The 19,161-nt window shown below is 36.2% G+C and carries 15 protein-coding genes, 1 riboswitch and 1 other annotated feature; of the genes, 3 read left to right on the top strand and 12 right to left on the bottom strand.

Features of this window, described 5'->3' with window-relative positions; genetic code table 11:
- Positions 1–11 precede the first annotated feature (11 nt).
- The 4 genes from BM211_RS15195 to BM211_RS15180 all read right to left on the bottom strand — a co-directional run bounded on the left by BM211_RS15195 (position 12) and on the right by BM211_RS15180 (position 4,278).
- The gene (locus BM211_RS15195; RefSeq protein ID WP_090998384.1) at positions 12–779 is read right to left on the bottom strand and encodes an ABC transporter ATP-binding protein; all 768 of its coding nucleotides are present in this window, start codon (positions 777–779) and stop codon (positions 12–14) included.
- A gap of 340 nt (positions 780–1,119) precedes the next feature.
- Entirely contained in the window at positions 1,120–2,748 is a 1,629-nt protein-coding gene (locus tag BM211_RS15190; RefSeq protein ID WP_090998382.1) for a YndJ family protein, read from the bottom strand.
- A complete protein-coding gene (locus BM211_RS15185) occupies positions 2,736–3,365 on the bottom strand; it encodes a DUF4166 domain-containing protein (protein ID WP_035432708.1) in 630 nt (209 codons plus the stop codon). Before BM211_RS15185 ends, BM211_RS15190 begins: the two co-directional genes overlap by 13 nt.
- Before the next feature lie 4 nt (positions 3,366–3,369).
- Positions 3,370–4,278 (bottom strand): DoxX-like family protein, encoded by a 909-nt coding sequence (locus BM211_RS15180; protein WP_035432709.1) that lies wholly within the window; start codon positions 4,276–4,278, stop codon positions 3,370–3,372.
- A gap of 182 nt (positions 4,279–4,460) precedes the next feature.
- Positions 4,461–4,648: riboswitch (Lysine riboswitch) on the top strand.
- 222 nt (positions 4,649–4,870) lie between these two features.
- On the opposite strand from BM211_RS15180, the gene BM211_RS15175 reads away from it, so the two are divergent.
- Positions 4,871–6,100, top strand: coding sequence for an aspartate kinase (locus BM211_RS15175; protein ID WP_035432710.1), 1,230 nt, complete (start codon positions 4,871–4,873; stop codon positions 6,098–6,100).
- Positions 6,101–6,316: 216 nt separating this feature from the next.
- Here BM211_RS15175 and asnA read toward each other — a convergent pair whose 3' ends face one another.
- Positions 6,317–7,300 carry an aspartate--ammonia ligase gene (asnA, locus tag BM211_RS15170; protein WP_035432711.1) on the bottom strand — a complete coding sequence of 328 codons (984 nt, stop codon included), beginning with the start codon at positions 7,298–7,300 and terminating at the stop codon, positions 6,317–6,319.
- Between the two features lie 71 nt (positions 7,301–7,371).
- Positions 7,372–7,631: a binding site (T-box leader), on the bottom strand.
- A gap of 490 nt (positions 7,632–8,121) precedes the next feature.
- Here asnA and BM211_RS15160 point away from each other — a divergent pair.
- Positions 8,122–9,282, top strand: a complete 1,161-nt coding sequence (locus BM211_RS15160) for an MFS transporter (protein ID WP_035432712.1) — start codon at positions 8,122–8,124, stop codon at positions 9,280–9,282.
- Between the two features lie 70 nt (positions 9,283–9,352).
- Here BM211_RS15160 and BM211_RS15155 read toward each other — a convergent pair whose 3' ends face one another.
- Together BM211_RS15155 and BM211_RS15150 are read right to left on the bottom strand one after the other, a co-directional pair.
- Positions 9,353–10,249: a sigma-70 family RNA polymerase sigma factor gene (locus BM211_RS15155; protein ID WP_177206942.1), complete on the bottom strand. Its 897-nt coding sequence runs from the start codon at positions 10,247–10,249 to the stop codon at positions 9,353–9,355.
- Between the two features lie 154 nt (positions 10,250–10,403).
- Entirely contained in the window at positions 10,404–11,255 is an 852-nt protein-coding gene (locus tag BM211_RS15150) for an NAD-dependent epimerase/dehydratase family protein (protein WP_090998378.1), read from the bottom strand.
- 517 nt (positions 11,256–11,772) lie between these two features.
- On the opposite strand from BM211_RS15150, the gene BM211_RS15145 reads away from it, so the two are divergent.
- The gene (locus tag BM211_RS15145; protein WP_081904857.1) at positions 11,773–11,922 is read left to right on the top strand and encodes a DUF3934 family protein; all 150 of its coding nucleotides are present in this window, start codon (positions 11,773–11,775) and stop codon (positions 11,920–11,922) included.
- 205 nt (positions 11,923–12,127) lie between these two features.
- Here the strand turns inward: BM211_RS15145 and BM211_RS15140 are convergent, their stop codons facing one another.
- The 5 genes from BM211_RS15140 to BM211_RS15120 all read right to left on the bottom strand — a co-directional run bounded on the left by BM211_RS15140 (position 12,128) and on the right by BM211_RS15120 (position 19,109).
- A complete protein-coding gene (locus tag BM211_RS15140; RefSeq protein WP_035432716.1) occupies positions 12,128–13,060 on the bottom strand; it encodes a response regulator in 933 nt (310 codons plus the stop codon).
- A gap of 4 nt (positions 13,061–13,064) precedes the next feature.
- Positions 13,065–14,369, bottom strand: coding sequence for an ATP-binding protein (locus BM211_RS15135; RefSeq protein WP_035432717.1), 1,305 nt, complete (start codon positions 14,367–14,369; stop codon positions 13,065–13,067).
- Between the two features lie 74 nt (positions 14,370–14,443).
- Positions 14,444–16,177: an oxaloacetate-decarboxylating malate dehydrogenase gene (gene malS / locus BM211_RS15130; RefSeq protein WP_090998427.1), complete on the bottom strand. Its 1,734-nt coding sequence runs from the start codon at positions 16,175–16,177 to the stop codon at positions 14,444–14,446.
- Between the two features lie 52 nt (positions 16,178–16,229).
- Complete coding sequence (aspA, locus tag BM211_RS15125; RefSeq protein WP_035432719.1) at positions 16,230–17,669, bottom strand: aspartate ammonia-lyase; 1,440 nt, start codon at positions 17,667–17,669, stop codon at positions 16,230–16,232.
- A 168-nt stretch (positions 17,670–17,837) separates the two neighbouring features.
- Positions 17,838–19,109: a cation:dicarboxylate symporter family transporter gene (locus BM211_RS15120; RefSeq protein ID WP_035432721.1), complete on the bottom strand. Its 1,272-nt coding sequence runs from the start codon at positions 19,107–19,109 to the stop codon at positions 17,838–17,840.
- Positions 19,110–19,161: the final 52 nt, after the last annotated feature.

The raw sequence follows: 19,161 nt of genomic DNA, 5'->3' as shown, positions 1-19,161 counted from the left end.
TCCTCATCTCCTTATATCGCTTCCTTGGAAGAACTCATTTTTCCAAGCACATTTAAAATATCTTGATAAAATGCTTCTCTACTTCCATTACGGTGAATTTCCTTATAAAGCAATCCATCTTGGATAAATAAAATACGTTCACAATAACTTGCACTAAACACATCATGCGTTACCATCATAATGCTAACGTGATGATTTTCATGTAAATCATGCATCGCTTCTAATAAGCTTTTCGCATTTTCACTATCAAGTGCTCCTGTTGGTTCATCTGCAAGAATAATTGCTGGATTATGTACGAGTGCACGAGCTGCTGCTGTACGCTGCTTTTGACCACCAGAAACTGCAGTTGGGTATTTCTCTAAAATTGCTTCTATCCCAAGTTTTATCGCTACCTCTTGTACTTTTCCTGCAATTTCTTTTGAAGACACTCCTTGCAGTGACAACGGCAATGCAATATTTTCATAAATTGAAAGGTTTTCAAGAAGATTAAAATCTTGAAAAATAAATCCTAGCTTTTGCGCTCTAAAATCAGATAATACATTTCCTTTCATATTTGCAATGTCTGTTCCAGCAATTTTCACCGTACCACTAGTCGCTTGATCAAGTGTCGAAATCACATTCAACAACGTCGTTTTCCCTGATCCCGATGGACCCATGATCCCAACAAACTCGCCTTCTTTTACCGATAACGTTATTCCTTTTAATACCCTTGAGTGGTTTTCATTTCTCTTCCCATATACTTTTTCTACCTGATTTACCTCTACTACAGCACTTTTCATAACTTCATCCCCTATCTCTCAGTATCTATTCGTATCTTCTCAGAAATTTTTTAAGTTTCTTGTAGGTAAATTCTTAAGAATTCTTAAGAATTCTTAAGATTAACTATATATACAAGTTAAAAACCCCTTTCTTTTTTTTGTGGACGAGAGCATCTGGCCGCGCATAGAAACGGTCAGTGCCTTTTCCTGCCACATGCAATGTTTAAAACAAAAAGAAAAAGCAAGTAGCGGTCATGCTGTATTCTGCATAGCGGAGACTTATATATCAAAAATTTAAAATAGATTTATATAGAACACCTAATAAAAAATGAGCTTGGCATCATACCAAACTCATTTTTTGTTATGCAATATTCTCTTTTTGTTCTATCTCATAATCAATCTCTAGAAACTTCGCTCCAAAGAGCCACATTCGATGATTTGCAGTTAACGTTGTTACATCATTCTCTCTTATCGTAAACGTTTCTGTGAGCGGCAAACGAATTGTAAAGAAGCGACTATATAAATATATCCCCTCATCTCCTCTTGCACTGTTCCTTAATCTACTCGTAATGATAAGATGTTTCTTATCATTACGTAGTTTTAAAATTCCCGTCATATTCATATACGGTAATGGCAACGCAATATTCATGTATGTTTCACTCTTATATTCATGCTGAGAGTAAAGTGCAACAAAGATCGTTTCATTCTGTTCATTTTTCCGAACCCACGCTCTGACGTCATTTCTACCGTCTTTTTCATCTTTTATAGCAACAATTTCTCCTTTCATTCGCTCTAAGCGATTTCCCATTCCTAAATGAATTTGTTGCACATGTCGGCTTATTTTTTCATACAGAAAAGCAAATGGCCGAAACCAGCGTGACCAGTGAATAGTTGCTTTTAACTCATAATCTTTTGTATTCTCATAAAAATAAATTATAAGTGGTGATACATTCGGTGTATTATACTGTTTACTATCAAAATCTATCATGTTATTTATAAGGCCTGTATATTCGTTCTTCTCTATTAACTTATTTTCTATTAAAACATCCTCTCCAATTTTCCCCTTACCTTTTATACGACTCATTGGTTTCCCATAATAACAATATGTCGGCGCAGTCTTTTCAATCATCCAGCCAATACAGCCAGGTAATGCTACGCCCACTCCATTCACAACTCCATGAATCCAAACCATTTGCGCAATCGTAACGGTCATCATTCCCTTAAAATTCCCATATGAGTAGAGAAGCGAAAAAAGAATAGTTACCATAAGCGTACCAGACGAGATAATAAGAAGAACTTTTGCACTCATAGAAGTAAATTTTGTTTTCCATACAAAAATCCCATAAACATAAAGCGAAAGAAGATAAAATAGCACCGCAAAAAATTCAAATATACTCGAATAAGTAATACCAATTGCAACTGTCATCGGAGAAATGATGATAATAAACATAATGATCATATATAATTTACTTTTCTTTTGTTGCTTTCTCCCTAACAAACCTGCAAACAAGGGAAGTAAAAAAGCAGAATAATGAAAATGGGCTGCTGTGAGTAAGACGATATCTGAACTAAACTGCATAATTTGTATATTTGCTACAGAGGCAAAGAACCAAAAGCCACCTAAAAATAAATATATAAATCCACTATCAATGGCAGTTTCTTCTAACGGTTTCCATCCTCTTTCTAATAATCGGCTTACTCCAAACAATGCGATAATACCTGTATATATAAACCAAATTATCGCAAAGAGATAATAGTTTGTTACAAAAGCTAGCATTGCACTTATTGCTGCAACTGGATAAAAAAATACTGCAAGCTGATAACAAAATAGTACTTCTCCGTCTCTTTTTTTCTTATCTACAATCGAAAACGCCAGCGGGATAAAAACAAGAATAGACAATAATATAATTGCTTCAACAGGATGTATATTTGACCACTCTAATATAAGAAAAATAACATAACAGATGCAGCCAATTATTAAATTTCGCATAAATTTAGATCCCCTTCTCTAAATGTCCCTTTATAGGAGAAAAGCGGTCCTAATAATGGATTTTGTACTTGTACATATATCCGATAACACTCTAATTCCTCATCATAGCTTTCTATAATCTTTGCCTGTCCATATAAAAACTTTGGCAACGGAATCTTCATTCCCCATAAGTAGAACCATTGTTTTTTAGATGAAATATGCATCGCTCCTTTTGCATCAACGTGAAACGCGAGCGTCGATACAAGCAAATGAGGTTCTCCAAAATAATCGACAATTTCGTTTTGTTTCTCATTCAAATACATGACAGCATGAAAATAACGCTTTTTTTCACCAAACAAAAACATCCGATTCCATCTTACAAATATCTTTCCTTTCTTGTCCTTCTCAGCTTTATTTTGGATAATAAATGGTACTTCTGTCCCTCTTTCGGAAAAGAACATCCGGAATTTTGCTGCTACTTTTAAAAACAGTCTAACAGCAGCAGAACCTTCAGTAATTTCATCCATTCGTCCTTCTCCTGTAAAGCTATATCCTTCTGTAATTGCATACCGTTGCTGTAATTTTGGGTGTAACTGTTGATAGGATTCTCCTAATAATGTTTCGTAAATGGAAGTCAATTTTCTACTCCTTTCTACTTCTCTTACAATTCTTCGCTTGCGGTAAGTTATCACTATTCATATAACCAATTATTGAGAATCCAATTAATATGATATTTAACGTAATCGGATTAAAAGGCTGCATAAAACTAGTGATATTCGCAAGTGCCGCCGTAGCTGTCAATATTAATAATATAAAAATATGAAGAAAAAATAATTTCTGTTTTTGGAACGGTAACAACCAGGTCACTCCAAACACAATCTCCAAAAATCCAATTATTTTAATTATCAAATGATTATAACTTTCCGAACCAATAGCATTAGAAAGCATCTGCACCTCTTCTGGATGAGTAAATAAAATTTTCGGAACTAGCCCTTGATAAATCCATACAAAAGATAGAAAAATACAAATCAAATAATATGTAACAGCTCTTTTTAATAATAATCGTGGATGAAACCCTTTTTCTAACCACAATTTCAAGGCATCAAAACTCCAAGCAGTTGCCCACCCTAACAATGGACGAAACATGTATAAATCTATAACTCTTCCTATACCTCCAAACCTCGTTTCATAATCATACTGCGTTTCAAAACGAACTTTTTGTTCATTCGGTGTATACTTCCAGTAGCCTCTCCCTATGGAAATTAGCGAAAGTTTACTATCCGTCCAAAATTTCAATGACGAAATGCGTTCTCCGCCTTCTTTTCGTAATTCTCCTACTGATTCTCCTTCTCCCGCAATTTCTAATCCGAAACCAATTTTTGTTTTATACAAAAAACGCTGTGGTTCACCTTCGTTTTTCTCTAAATACGATATTTCTGTAAACCGTACATCCCATTCAGTATGTATCTTTGGATCTTGTGTATATTCCCAAAGGTCACCCATTGTAGTTTCTATTTCTGTTTGTACATAAATAGGATTTTGTTCTTTCATTCACACCCCTCCATTCCTATGTTAAATATTGTAACATCTAACATTTTATATCATTTTTATTCCCTTTATAATATTTTAAAAATTAAAAATATTTATAACCTACTTGATTTCTCTCAACATTTTAATTACTATGGAACAAATGTTACCAATAACTTCATACAACCAATTACTCTCGCCTAATGACGTGAGATAGAGGTCGCAACTTTTATGAGTATTCTATAGGAGACACAGAGATTGTCAGTGAATGTAGATGAAAGGAAAAGTTGCCGAAATGTATATGTGCCTCTGAGCATATACATTGGGGCTGTTTTCAAATAGAAACAGAACTGTCATATATACAGCGGTGTATATATGAAGAGCTATCTACAAAAAAGAGAAATCATGTTTTTATGATTATCTTCTTTTTTGGCGGTTTTTTTATTAGCTCCGTATTCTGTTTCCCTTTTCCTGTAACAGCACCATCCTCACCTATTTGAGATGGTGTTTTTTATTTACTTTTTTACAGGAGTAAAAGGGATCTATATTTCCCATCTTATGTTTGACAACATTTTTTCCTAATTTACCTATATTAACTTGAAAGAGGGCACTTATCATGGAAATTATTGTTCAAAAATTTGGCGGTACATCTGTCGGAAACATCGAACGGATTCAACATGTTGCCGATTTAATCATTGAAGAATATGAAAAAGGACATGGGATTGTAGCGGTTGTTTCAGCAATGGGACATAGTACAGATGAACTCGTCTCTTTAGCTGCTAGTATTACAGATCAACCGAGCAAACGTGAAATGGACATGTTACTTACAACAGGTGAGCAAATTTCAATTTCCTTATTAACAATGGCTTTGCAAACGAAAGGGTACGAGGCAATTTCACTCATAGGTTGGCAAGCTGGTATTACAACAGAATCCGTACATGGCAGTGCTAGAATTACCGATATAAATACAGAGCGGATTCAATCTTATGTACAAAAAGGAACGATTGTCGTTGTAGCCGGTTTTCAAGGCTTAAGCGCAGAACAAGAAATCACAACACTTGGCCGCGGTGGTTCTGATACAACTGCTGTTGCGTTAGCGGCAGCATTACAAGCAAAAAAATGTGATATTTATACTGATGTAACAGGTGTTTACACAACTGATCCTCGCGTTGTAAAAAATGCTTATAAATTAGATGAAATTTCCTATGATGAAATGTTAGAACTTGCAAATTTAGGTGCTGGCGTACTTCACCCAAGAGCCGTCGAATTCGCCAAAAACCATAACGTTATATTAGAAGTTCGTTCAAGCATGGCACAAGAAAATGGAACAATCGTAAGGGGAGAATGTAACATGGAACAACAATCAATCGTAAAAGGCATTGCATTTGAAGATAATATTACACGTATAACAACGAAAGGCTTACAACCAGGAAAACTTTCCGCAGTCTTCTCTACATTGGCAAATGCGCATATTAATGTAGATATTATTATTCAAAGTATTACAAATGAAGGAACTGTACATTTGTCCTTCTCTATACATTCAAATGACTTAAAGGAAACATTAGTGGTTTTAGAAGAAAATCGTGAATCAATGCAATATGAATCTGTAGAGTATGAAAACCACCTAGCAAAAGTATCAATCGTTGGATCGGGTATGGTATCTAATCCAGGTGTCGCCGCGAAAATGTTCTCCACATTACAAGAAGAAGATATTCACATTAAAATGGTCAGTACATCAGAAATTAAAGTATCTGTCGTAATCGACCGCCTTCATTTAGTAAAAGGTGTCGAAGCGCTTCATGAATCATTTATGGCAAAAGTTGAACCGTTTGTATCAATTAATTAAAAAACAAAGAGCTGATTTCCCAAAGCATCTATGTGACTTTTGGAAATCGGCTCCTTCTTACATATCCACCGATATATCGGCAGAAATGGTACATTTATCGGCGCTTTTCACAATATATCGATCGTTTCTTAAAATATATCGACGATTCGACACGGTATAAAGTTCCTTCGGCAACATTTAACACAAGAACTGTCTAGCCCTTGAAGTTGAATCTTTTTAAAACAAGTGAATGTTTTGTTTTTTGCACGCTTCACGCATTTCATCTGGCCATACAGAAGACTGCACTTCACCGATATGTGCTTTACGTAAAAAGTACATGCACATTCTCGATTGTCCGATTCCACCACCAATTGTTAGCGGCAGTACATCTTCTAAAATCCCTTTATGGAAATCGTACTCACGTTTGAAATCTTCTCCTGCTATTGTTAATTGTTCATCAAGAGATTTCCTGTCAACGCGAATCCCCATAGAAGATAACTCAAATGAAGATTGCAGTACTGGATGCCAGAATAAAATATCTCCGTTCAACTTCCAATCATCATAGTCCGATGCGCGTCCATCATGTTTTTCACCAGAGCTTAGCGCCCCGCCAATCCCACTAATAAAGACAGCACCGTATTCTTTTGCAATCGCATGTTCACGATCTTTCGGTGTTAATTCTGGATATTTATCTTCCAGCTCTTGTGAAGTGATAAACACGATATCTCCTGGTAAATATTTACCAAGAAACGGGTATTTCTCAAACAAATAGCCCTCTAAATCTTTGAATATTCCATAAATTGTTCGTACTGTTTCTTGTAAATAATCCGTTGTACGCCATTCTTGTTGAACAATTTTCTCCCAATCCCATTGGTCAACGTAAATGGAATGCGTTTCATCTAACTCTTCATCACGGCGAATTGCGTTCATGTTTGTATATAATCCTTCACCAGCTTCATATCCATATTCATGCAAAGCGAATCGTTTCCATTTTGCTAGTGAATGTACAATTTCTAACTCTTCTCCCGAATGCAGCATATCAAATTCAATTGGACGCTCCACACCGTTTAAGTGATCGTTTAATCCTGATTTTTTCGTTACGAATAATGGCGCTGATACACGGAATAATCCAAGACGCTTTGATAGTTGCTCTTCAAAAAATGTTTTAACTTCCTTAATTGCAATTTGTGTTTCTCTTACTGTCATTAATGTTTGATACATGATGTTTTCCTCCTAAAATGTTTTGATGTAGTGAGGAAAGAAACCAATAAAAAAAGCCCTTCTTTCCCAAAAACTGGGACGAAAGACTTTGGTTCCGCGGTACCACCCAAATTAGCAACAGAGGTTGCTCACTTATCAGTACGGAGATTAGAGATAACTCGATACTGTTCTTCTTGTAACGGCGAAGTTCCCGGCTAAGTCTACTTTCCTAAAAAGGATTTCGGTTAGCGACTCCAGGAGGTTCTTCATAACAGGCTTCGTATCAGGCTCACACCACCCCTGACTCGCTTGGACTACGTCCTATTACTACTCTTCCTTTCACAGTCGTTTTACTGTCACATCTCTGAAACATTTTATTAATGTTTATTTTATACAAAAAGAAAAGAAAGTCAACAAAAAGTTTTAAAATATTTTTCAATTCTTTATTTTATGGATTTACAAATAATTCACTCGTAAAAAAATATTCGTAAATCTACAAAACAATGAGTCACACTTCAACAAATTATACTGTCTTATTAGTACAGATAAAGTGAAACTTTAATCAGTGGGGGTTTTCTTCATCCCCCACTGATTATCAGCCCTCACCCATCGGGCTTTTACGAGCAGTTTATCTCTCACCTAACTTCTTAAGAAAAGCGGAAGCGGCTCGTTCAGAATCGCAGGACGCCCACGCCCCTGACAGAGAGGCGCTTTTTGCCTCGTCCGAGGGGGCGAAACGGCCGGAGATTCTAGCCGCTAGAGCTGGACAATGCTTTCGCTGAATTTTGAGGTGGGAGTATTACTGCCCACGAATAGCGGGATAAAATGTAAGGAGGATCTTCATGAGTAATTTAACAAATAAAGCTCCTGAATGGTTATACGTATTTGTATTTTGCATCGCCGGGATTAGTGTCGTTTCTCAAGGGTTCATCATGATTCCAATCGAAAGCCAACTTATATTCTATTTTCAAATCCCTAAAAGTATTATTTATCTCTCAAGTAGCATATTTTCCATTTTCTACGCCATTGGCTTCTTAATTTTTGCGCCTCTTTCCAATCGATTTGGGAAGAAAAATATATTAGTTCTCGGCCTATTCGCTTTGTCCTTTTGTACGATGACGATTAGCGTTTGCAAAATATACAACTTATTTTTGTTCCTTAGAGCTTTGCAAGGACTAGTAGCAGCTACGTTTACGCCTTTAGCACTTGCATATGCATTCGAATTGTTTATTCCAAAACGTCAAGGCTATGTTATTGGGGTTTTAAGCACAGCGTTTACAATGTCTAGCTTATTAGGACAAATACTCAGTAATTGGTTTATATCTCAATACAATTTTCCTACTCTTTTTTATTTTTTCGCTTTCATTCACCTTTTATGTGCAACAATTTTATATTTCATTCTGCCTGTATCTATCAAAAGTGATCGTCCATTATCTATAGCATACTGGTTTGATATGTTTACATTATTTCGAAATCGCTACATAGCAATTTGTCTTGCGATTACCTTTACGCAATTTCTTTCATTCGTTGCCATTTATAGTTCTTTGCATCACTTATTAACCCAAATGTATCATCTAACAAATCATGAAATTTTGCTCTTTCAATGTCTTGGCCTAATCGGAATGTCTATTTCTCCTTTTATGAATAACTTTATTACACATACTAAAGCCCCAAAAATAATTACTCTAGGGCTTATTATTACGTGTACAGGAGTACTTTTGTTCTTAAAATGGGATCGTCTTTATTTTCTATCTGTCACTACAATTATATTTGCGGCTGGAATTTCAATCGTACTACCCTCTATCATTTTTCATATTGGACAAATAAGCGGGAAGAAAAAAGGAGTTGCAATGGCCCTATATACATTTACCTTATTTTTAGGATCTAGTATCGGTCCATATATCGGGACCAAAATGATGTTTAAATATGTCGTACTTACTATTTTCTCTGTCTTATTCTTGTCTTTCCTATTGTCATTTTCTTTACGAAAAAATACAAGCTAATCAAAAAGAGTAACTTAAATAAGAGTTGCTCTAACAGCTCTCTCACAACTGTTAGAACAACTCTATGCCTTTAGCATTGTATACTAATATGCCCCAGCTTATCAGGATTTACAACATAATAAATTTGTTCAATCTGATTCGTATTTTTCTTCCAGGCGAAACTGAATACACCGACTACTTCCTCATCCTTTAATACGAGAACACCTGGCTCATTATTTACTATGACCGCTTTTGCTTTTTTTCCTGTGAAAAATTTTGTAGCAATTGCAGATAACAAACTTAGGACACGTTTTTTACTAATAATTTGATTAATAGCTGTAGCGACGTTCCCCCCTCCATCTGCAATAAGCGTTACATCGCTAGTAAGAATTGCTGAAATTTCTTGAACGTCACCTCTTGATAAAGCCGAAATAAACTTATGAATTTGCTCTTGTTGAATTTCGTATGATGTAGAATTTTCATCAATAGATACATTCATTTTCTTCTTCGCACGGCTAAACACTTTACGGCAATTCATCTCCGTTATATGGAGTAAGTCAGCGATTTCACTATGTTTTAAATCTAACGCTTCTTTTAGGACATAAACTGCTCGCTCTGTGGCCGAGAGTTTTTCCATAAGAACAGCAAAAGTATAATATAGTTGGTCATCTTGAATGATTTTCTCTGTAGGATCCCATTTTATATCTTGTACAATCGGCTCTGGCAACCACGTTCCAACATAAGTTTCTCTTTTTTTTCGGCTTGATTGTAATTCATTTATACAGCGATTTACTACCATTCTACTTACATACGACTTCACATTATTAACAGCAGTTAAATGAATCTCTCTCATTTGTAGCTTTAGAAATGTATCTTGAACAATATCTTCAGCATCACTTATCGATCCAAGCATTTTATATGCAATAGCAATAAAATAAGATTTGTACGTTACATACAATTCATTTATGTCTAAATTATTTTTTTCCACCTTCTCCCTCCTCGAAGCTAACTCACCCAAATTTTAACATGATATACAATCACAAATACCCTAGAAAAAATTTTCTAGGGTATACCTATACAAATTCTTCTAAAACATTTTTTTAAAATAGTATTTTTATAACAAAACTTATCTTAAAAGGATTCTACAAATGATGTTGAAACCCTTTAGACCAGGAAGGATGAATGGGCTCCCACCCATACTCTTCTCGAGCTTTTGTATTAGCAGCGCCGCGCTCACCGCGATTACTACCAGCTTGGAAACAAGGCTCAGGCGCCCCGATTGCAGAAGCATAAACAGGCAACCAATCATTTCCTGGTGCAGGATGATTATCGACAATGTTGACCGGACCAGATGGCCAATCTAGTGCCAATAGTGCCGCTCTTGCTGCATCATCTACATGGAGAAAAGAAGTTATCCCATCAGTTGCTACTATCTCTTGTCGTCGTACTTGATTCGCAATCATTCCATCTGTTGCATACCAAGTTCCTGGTCCATAAAGCGTTCCGTAACGGAGAACCACAAATTCCGGCATTTGAGACACTTTTTCTTCTAACGCTATAATACCTTCTATCGTCGTTTTTCGCGGAAACGGAGCAGTAATATCTAACATGTCTTCTTCTGTAGCAGGCTCCTCTCCAGGCTCATATGCCCATGAAATACTTTGTGCAATCATTCGTCTAACACCTACTGATTTTGCTGCATCTACAAGATTTTCTGTCCCCTCAATTCGCATTTTCGCATTATCCACCGAGCTTCCCGCACTTAACGATGCAAGTTGATGAATCACTACATCCGGCTGACTCTTTTCTAATGCAAAGAATACAGCATTTCGATCAAATGCATCGACCACCACTGGCTTTGCACCCATTTTTGTAATTATACTCGCCTGTGATTCATCACGAATCATTCCGAACACTTCGTGATTCTCTTGTACTAACAAACGAATTAAAGAACGTCCTATTACACCAGTTGCACCAGCAAGAAAAATTTTCATATCTATACCTCCATAATATTTTTTAAAAACTTAATAATTCGATACCTTTAGAATGAAAAAACGAATATACAATGTACTCTTTTTTACGTTCATATTTAAGACAAATTAATCATGTAATGTGTGACATAAAGTGAAACTTTAATCAGTGGGGGTTTTCTTCATCCCCCACTGATTATTAGTTGAACCAATCGGGCTTTTACGAGCAGTTTATCTCTCACCTAACTTCTTTGCTTTCGCTGAATTTTGAGGTGGGAGTATTACTGCCCGTTAATGCGGGATAAACTATAAATTGTAACTGTGAAGGACTCTTTTTTCTATTTTAAAAGATTTCTGTTAGCGGGATAAACCTGAGGATTTTGCGCATTACTGTCCATATTATGATATACTATTGTATCCTGTTGTTCATTTTTATGAGCAACTGTCGGAAAGGAAAAAGTCATAAATCAGAATTTCATTTCAAAGATATATTGACTTCTGTGGAAACAAATTTGCTATACAATAGTAACGGAGTGATTAAATGAGTAAGGCTAAAGGTAAAGGTGGAACAGGTAGAGGAACAGGCAGTAAGGGCTGGAACAGATGGAAAGCCAGCGCCAACAAAAAAAAGAGCGCCAAACCTTATACAAGCAAAGGTGTTAAAAAAGCAAATGACGCAAAGACAAGCTAAAGATGACAAATCTAAAATATGACGACTGCGGTTTACTTTTATGAAACTTGCTATCTTTCATGTAAGTGTAAAATAGATGTTGTTCGTTGATTTTGTGGAGTTTACAGCTATATAAGGGTATATTTTAACCAGTAAAAACGGTAAAAGAAAAAGATGTTTGCTACAAATAAGCAAACATCTTTTTCTTTTACCGTTCTTTATCCACTTAATTATCTTCAGTCAACCGCTTCGCTTCAAAATACAACACTTGAATAAATTTCTTCGTATTAATTCGTGTATGACCAGCCGTTGCTAATGATTCATTTGTTAACTCCGTCATTCGTTTACGCACAATTGTAAAATCAAAAAATTTCGGAGCATAGCTTTCAAATTTCGGATTTGAAAAATCTGTTAAACCAAGAGAAGCTAAGTGATTAAGTGATTGATAAATCGCGCGGCGCACTCTTTGTTCTGAAGCTTTTCTTTCTTTATCAATTTCTACGTCCGAAGCCATTTCACCTAACTTTTTGACAGTAATGCGCTGAAAAATATCTTTTAATACTGGAAATCCATGTTCAAAGGTTTCCTTCTTTTCATATTGATATAAGTATTCCAGCATACTTAGTAAATCTTTACTACCATTCTCTCCAGCAATCCCTAGTTCTGCTAATAAACAACGGCCAGTATTAGCTATTTTTTTCTCTTCAAGCCCTGATTCTATTCGCCCTTTTGGTTGTTCCCATTGAAATACATTGTTTAATGATTTTTGAATATCTTGAATAGACCGTTCCAAACGAATACGCTCTATCACTTTTCGTACAACGGATACAACTTCAATTTTATTAAGCGGTTTTGTTATATAATATTCAACACCAAGGGAGTAAGCTTCACCAATTAATTGTTTTGATTCTACTTGAGAAATCATAACTACTTTTCCTGTGAACGACGAAGCAATTTGCCGAACCGTTTCAATTCCATCACGAATTGGCATTAATAAGTCAATAAATAATATATCTACTCTTTTAAAATTTAACTGTTCTCCTTCTACAAAAACCCCATCTTCTTCTTCTCCAACTACTTCTCCAAGGTCCTCATCTTCAATAATTTGCGCTAACATAGAACGAAATACTTCGTCATCATCTACGATGTAATAAAACATAGGCTCATCCTTCCTTAGCTAGGCTAGATTCCGGCAGTCGTACAATAAACTTGCAGCCTCTTTCAGCGTCTCTGTCTTGTAGTATAACCTCTCCCTCAAGTTCCGTCACCAACTCTTTTATATAAGAAAGACCAATTCCTGTTGATGGTGTTCCTGTTTGATCATATTTTGAAGTAAAACCAGGCTTAAATACTAGCTCCTTATATTTCCCTGAAATGCCTGGTCCATCATCTATTACTTCAAACGTGACAACCGTCCCTTGCTTCTTAACTTGAATTGTAATTGTACCAACACGATCAATCGCTTCCACAGCATTCGCAACTAAATTATTTAAAATCGATAAAACGGTAAATACATGATATTGCGTATGTTCTCCTTCAATCCGTTTAGAAAATACAATTTCCTTCTGTAATAACTGTGCGTATTTCTCGTTAATTCTTATAATCATTTCCGTCAGTTCATTTCCATTTATATATTCCGAAAGATCTTTATCTAAAAGAAGTTTAGATAATCCTGCAAAAATTCTTTGATTATCTTTTTTTATTTCGTGTACTTCCCCTGCAATTTTTAGCGCGTTCTTACTATACGCCTCAATCTCATTCTCAGTACTACCTTTCAGTTGTAAGTGCCGATATAATTGGTAGGCTTCTTGTGTAATCCTTTCTGCATTTTGCAGCGTTTTCTTCAAATGAACAGACTCTACATACAAATTTGAAAGATGCATAAACATCTTTTCATTTTCTTTTCGGACCTGCGCTTCTTTTAATTTTGTCTCATATAAATTCATCATATTTAAAAAACCGAGCGCAAAAAAACTGCGAAAAATAGCAATAATAATAATTTTATTGAATTCTGAAACTGTAATCATCGTGCTGAGCACAAAAATATGATAAAAAGTAAGTTCTGCCATACTTGAAATAATTTCAATTGAAATCCCAAAACACCCGATTATAAACGGCTTTTGATGAAATCGATTTACTCTGCATATTGAAAAAAGACTTCCATATACGAAATAATAAAAGAAAACTGGATAACGCATACTAAAAGAGTCTGAGAAATGAAAAGAACTTTGTAGCATCCAGTCAAGGCCAATTCGAAATGCTACTACAGATGCCCCAACTAAAATTCCCGCTATAGAAGCTGGGATTTTCCTTAAAAATAATAGTAAAAAGAAGAAAATCGGTGTTCCAAAGCTAACACGAAACGTATCATTAAATGGATGAAAGTTCAGTTCTCCAGCGACCGGAACAATCAAAATTAACATAATTAAAAGTGAAATATCCTTCTTCCACAATTGATGCCAGTTCACACACGTCACTTCCCATTTTTTAGTCTTTAAACATAATAAGGAAAGCCCGCTTAATATATAAACGGGCTCTATTCCTATACTGTTACTTTTTCAACTGCTTTTATTTGACGATAAACTGGTTGCCACATTGCATCTTTAACAGCCTTCCTGATATCGTTATCACTTAATACCTCACGAGCAACACCTTCAGCAACTGCCGCTTTTGCTACTTCAATAGCAACGATCTCGGAAATATTACGCAATTCCTCTACTTCTGGAAGAATTGGTGCACCAGGTTGACTTGTATCTACCATACTTGCTACCGCTTCTGCTGCCGCAGCAAACATACCATCTGTCATGACACGAGCACGAACAACATTTGTACCAAGACCAAGACCTGGGAAGATAAGTGCATTGTTAGATTGTCCAATTACATAAGTAACTCCATTGTATGTAACTGGATCAAATGGACTACCAGTTGCAACTAGTGCTCGCCCTTCTGTCCAAGAAATTAAGTCAGCTGGTTTCGCCTCCGCAAGAGGCGTTGGATTAGACATTGGTAAAATAATTGGCCTTGCCACATGTGCTGCCATCTCTTTTACAATTTCTTCTGTGAATGCACCGGCAACTGTTGACGTCCCAATTAAAATAGTTGGTTGTGCATGTTTTACAACTTCAGCAAGACCAATCGTTTCTGATTGTTTCCATTGTTCGACTTCAGACTTCTCACGTGCATAAGGAAGTTGGAAATCAAGAAGATTATCCATATTATCGGTAAGTAAACCATTGCGGTCAATACACCAAAAACGGCGGTTTGCTTCTTCCTTTGATAAACCTAAGCGCACCATCGCATCACGCACTTGATCTGCAATTCCAATTCCAGCAGTACCTGCACCAAAAACAACAACGCGATGTTCACATAGCGGAACATCAGAAGTTTTCACAGCTGATAACACCGCTGCCAATGAAACAGCGCCAGTTCCTTGAATATCATCGTTAAATGTACAAACGTTATCGCGATATTTGTCTAAAATTTTGCGCGCATTACGTGAACTAAAATCTTCCCAGTGCAGTAATGCATTCGGGAACTTGTTACATACAGCCTTTACAAACAAATCAATAAATGTATCATACGCTTCTCCCGTTACACGTGGATGGCGATTTCCGATATAAAACGGATTATTTAATAAATCCTCATTGTTTGTACCAACATCTAAAATAACCGGTAATACACGACTTGGATCAATACCAACTGCTGCTGTGTAAACAGCTAGTTTTCCAATGGCAATATTAATACCACCTACGCCCCAGTCTCCAATTCCTAAAATGCCTTCACCGTCTGTTACAACGACTAAATCAATATTTTCGGCAGTTGCACCAATGTTAGAGAATGCTTCTTCAATACCATTTGGATCATTAACTGATAAATACACACCACGTGGTTTACGATATTCATGACTATATCTCTGAATCGCCACACCAACAGTTGGCGTGTATACAACCGGAAGCATTTCTCGTAAATGATCTGTAAGTATACGATAAAATAATACTTCATTACGATCATGCAGCGCTGTTAAGTATACGTTTTTTAATAAGTCATCTGGCTGTGAACAAAATTGTTCATACGCACGGCGTGCTTGTTCATCTAATGTTAATACTGCTGGCGGTAATAACCCCTTTAATCCTAGTTCTTCTCTTTCCTCCGCCGAGAAAGCGACACCCTTATTTAAAAGTGGTGTTGCTAATACTTCTGCTCCTCGTAATGTTGTTTCTAAAGTTCCATTCGAGGAAACTGTAAATTTACTCATATAACCCCTACCTTTATTGATATATAACATTTCTATATTGTAAACAAAAAAAAGGGGAAAGTCCCCCCTTTTTTTAATTTTTCTTTAAAAGAGATGCTCCTGCAATTCCAGGATGCGTCATTTCAAACGGATCTAAAATCAAGTCTAACTCTTCTTGTGATAATACTCCGTTTTTCAAGCAAAGCTCTCTGACAGATTGACCAGTTGCAATTGCTTCTTTTGCAACGCGAGCTGCTGCTTCGTATCCGATATGTGGATTCACAGCTGTAATAATACCAACGCTTTTCTCAACATATTCTTTTAAGTGTGCTTCATTTGCTTCAATTCCTTTTAAACAATTATCTGTGAAAGCACGGAAGCCGTTATTCATAATACTGATTGATTGAAGTAAGTTAAATACTAACACTGGTTCCATTACATTCAGTTCTAATTGGCCTGCTTCTGAAGCAAGACAAATTGTATGGTCGTTCCCAATTACTTGGAACGCAATTTGGTTAATTACTTCTGGCATTACAGGGTTTACTTTCCCCGGCATAATAGAAGAACCAGGTTGACGAGCTGGAAGCATAATTTCACCTAATCCTACGCGTGGACCAGATGCCATTAAGCGTAAGTCATTAGCAATTTTGGACATATTCATCATACATACTTTCAGTGCAGCTGAAACTTCTGTATATGCATCTGTATTTTGCGTTGCATCTACTAAATCTTCTGCTCCGACAAGAGGCAATTTACTAATATCCGCTAAATGTTTTACTACAGCCTCAATGTACTGTGGATCCGCATTTAATCCTGTACCAACAGCTGTCGCTCCCATATTTACTTCATATAGATGTTGACGAGATTTCTCAATACGTTTAATATCGCGTCCAAGTACGCGAGCATATGCTTTAAATTCTTGTCCAAGACGAATTGGTACAGCATCTTGTAAATGCGTGCGTCCCATTTTAATAACATGATCGAATTGCTCTGCTTTTAATTCAAAGATGTCGCGCATATAGCCCATTGTTTGTAATAATTCTTCTAACGAATTTAACGTCGCAATATGAATTGCAGTTGGGAATGCATCATTTGTTGATTGTGCCATATTTACATGGGTATTTGGGCTAATGTAATGATAGTCGCCTTTTTCCATTTCTAATAATTCAAGAGCACGATTGGCAATCACTTCATTTGCATTCATATTCATTGAAGTTCCAGCTCCACCTTGAATTGGATCTACGATAAAATGCTCGTGCCATTTCCCCTCAAGAATCTCTTCTGCTGCTTCTGCAATTGCTGTACCTTTTTTAAGTTCTAATCGTCCAACATCTGTATTTGCAAGCGCCGCCGCTTTTTTTACAATCGCAAGCGCTTTAATTAATCCTTCATGGACTTTATAACCTGTAATCGGAAAGTTTTCGACCGCACGCATCGTTTGAACACCATAATACGCATGCATCGGTACTTCTTTCTCGCCTAAAAAGTCTCTTTCAATTCGCACATCTTTTTTAGCTTCAGTTACTGTTGCCATATATGTTCCACTCCTCACCTTATTTTGCCCCATATGTAATCATTCTTCTACCTCAAATTTTACAAGAAATAAAAAATGAGGCTGGAGATATACTATTTGTGATACATCAATTCGTTTCACGAATAATTAGCGAGAGATAAATAATCTCTCACTAATTAAACTTTTAATTTATGCCGCTTTTGTTTCGTTTACAGTTTCTACATACTGTTTTGCTTTTTCTTGATCAAATTCGCCTTCCCATTTCGACATGACAATCGCTGCTAATGCGTTCCCTAATACATTGACAGACGAGCGAATCATATCTAAAATGCGGTCAATACCAGCAATTAAAGCAATTCCTTCTAACGGAAGTCCCATTGAACCTAATGTTGCCAATACAACAACAAAGGAAGCACCAGGAACACCAGCCATTCCTTTAGACGTTAACATTAAAACAAATAACAAGGTAACTTGCTCTGTTAGTGACATGTGTACACCATACATTTGTGCCACAAATAGTGATGCTAACGCTTGATAAATAGCTGATCCAGTTAGGTTAAATGTATAGCCAGTTGGTATTACGAAAGAAGCAACGGCCTTCGGACAACCAAACTCTTCCATTTTTCTCATAATATTTGGTAAAACAGCTTCTGAACTTGCTGTTGTAAAGGAAAGAATTAATTCTTCTTTTAAAATTTTCATTAAGGTGAAAATGTTTACTCCCACCAATTTTGCATTGATCCCTAGTATCACAATAACAAATAAAATAACTGTTACATAAACTGCAACCACTAATTTTCCTAACGGAAGCAGTGTAGCAACTCCAAATTTTGCAACCGTAACAGCAATTAGTGCAAATACACCAACCGGAGCAAATTTCATGACTTGATTTGTCACCCAAAACATTGCTTCTAATACACCTTCAAAGAAATGAAAGACTGGCTTTCCTTTTTCTCCGATTGCAGCAACTCCTAAACCAAATAACACTGAGAAGAAAATAATTGGTAGTAAGTCCCCTTGTGCAATAGATTCAAATACGTTTTTTGGTACAATATGAACAATTGTTTCTGCAAAACCTTTTTTCTGCGTTGCATCTGCTGTTGCTTTATATGCCGAAATATCACCTTGCTGCAAATGGCTCATATCAACGCCCGTTCCTGGATGGAACACATTTGCTGCTACTAAGCCCATTAAAATGGCAATCGTCGTGATAATTTCAAAATAGAGTATCGTTTTTCCGCCTAATTTACCGAGCTTCTTCATGTCGCCCACACCAGCTACCGCAACAATAAGTGCTGATATAACAATTGGAACGACAATCATTTTAATTAAATGAATAAAGATGTCTCCAAGCGGTGTAATATAGGAAATAGCTGTTTTATTTCCATAAAAGATTGCCCCTACTACAATCCCTAAAATAAGCGCTACAAAAATTTGTGTAGCTAATCCGAATTTTTTCATGTATTTCATCCCCTCCATGCGAACGCTTTCAATTTGTATGTATAAAAGCTTA

The organism is Bacillus sp. 491mf, assembly GCF_900112415.1.
Classification (GTDB): Bacteria; Bacillota; Bacilli; order Bacillales; family Bacillaceae_G; genus Bacillus_A.
Note: the sequence above shows the minus strand (reverse complement) of the source record. Positions and strands in the feature narration are given on the sequence as shown.

Excerpts from the sequence above, each read along its gene's own strand:
- BM211_RS15195 (WP_090998384.1), bottom strand. The coding sequence starts at position 779 with ATGAAAAGTGCTGTAGTAGAGGTAAATCAGGTAGAAAAAGTATATGGG.
- BM211_RS15190 (WP_090998382.1), bottom strand. The coding sequence starts at position 2,748 with ATGCGAAATTTAATAATTGGCTGCATCTGTTATGTTATTTTTCTTATA.
- BM211_RS15180 (WP_035432709.1), bottom strand. The coding sequence starts at position 4,278 with ATGAAAGAACAAAATCCTATTTATGTACAAACAGAAATAGAAACTACA.
- BM211_RS15175 (WP_035432710.1), top strand. The coding sequence starts at position 4,871 with ATGGAAATTATTGTTCAAAAATTTGGCGGTACATCTGTCGGAAACATC.
- asnA (WP_035432711.1), bottom strand. The coding sequence starts at position 7,300 with ATGTATCAAACATTAATGACAGTAAGAGAAACACAAATTGCAATTAAG.
- BM211_RS15160 (WP_035432712.1), top strand. The coding sequence starts at position 8,122 with ATGAGTAATTTAACAAATAAAGCTCCTGAATGGTTATACGTATTTGTA.
- BM211_RS15150 (WP_090998378.1), bottom strand. The coding sequence starts at position 11,255 with ATGAAAATTTTTCTTGCTGGTGCAACTGGTGTAATAGGACGTTCTTTA.
- BM211_RS15145 (WP_081904857.1), top strand. The coding sequence starts at position 11,773 with ATGAGTAAGGCTAAAGGTAAAGGTGGAACAGGTAGAGGAACAGGCAGT.
- BM211_RS15140 (WP_035432716.1), bottom strand. The coding sequence starts at position 13,060 with ATGTTTTATTACATCGTAGATGATGACGAAGTATTTCGTTCTATGTTA.
- aspA (WP_035432719.1), bottom strand. The coding sequence starts at position 17,669 with ATGGCAACAGTAACTGAAGCTAAAAAAGATGTGCGAATTGAAAGAGAC.
- BM211_RS15120 (WP_035432721.1), bottom strand. The coding sequence starts at position 19,109 with ATGAAAAAATTCGGATTAGCTACACAAATTTTTGTAGCGCTTATTTTA.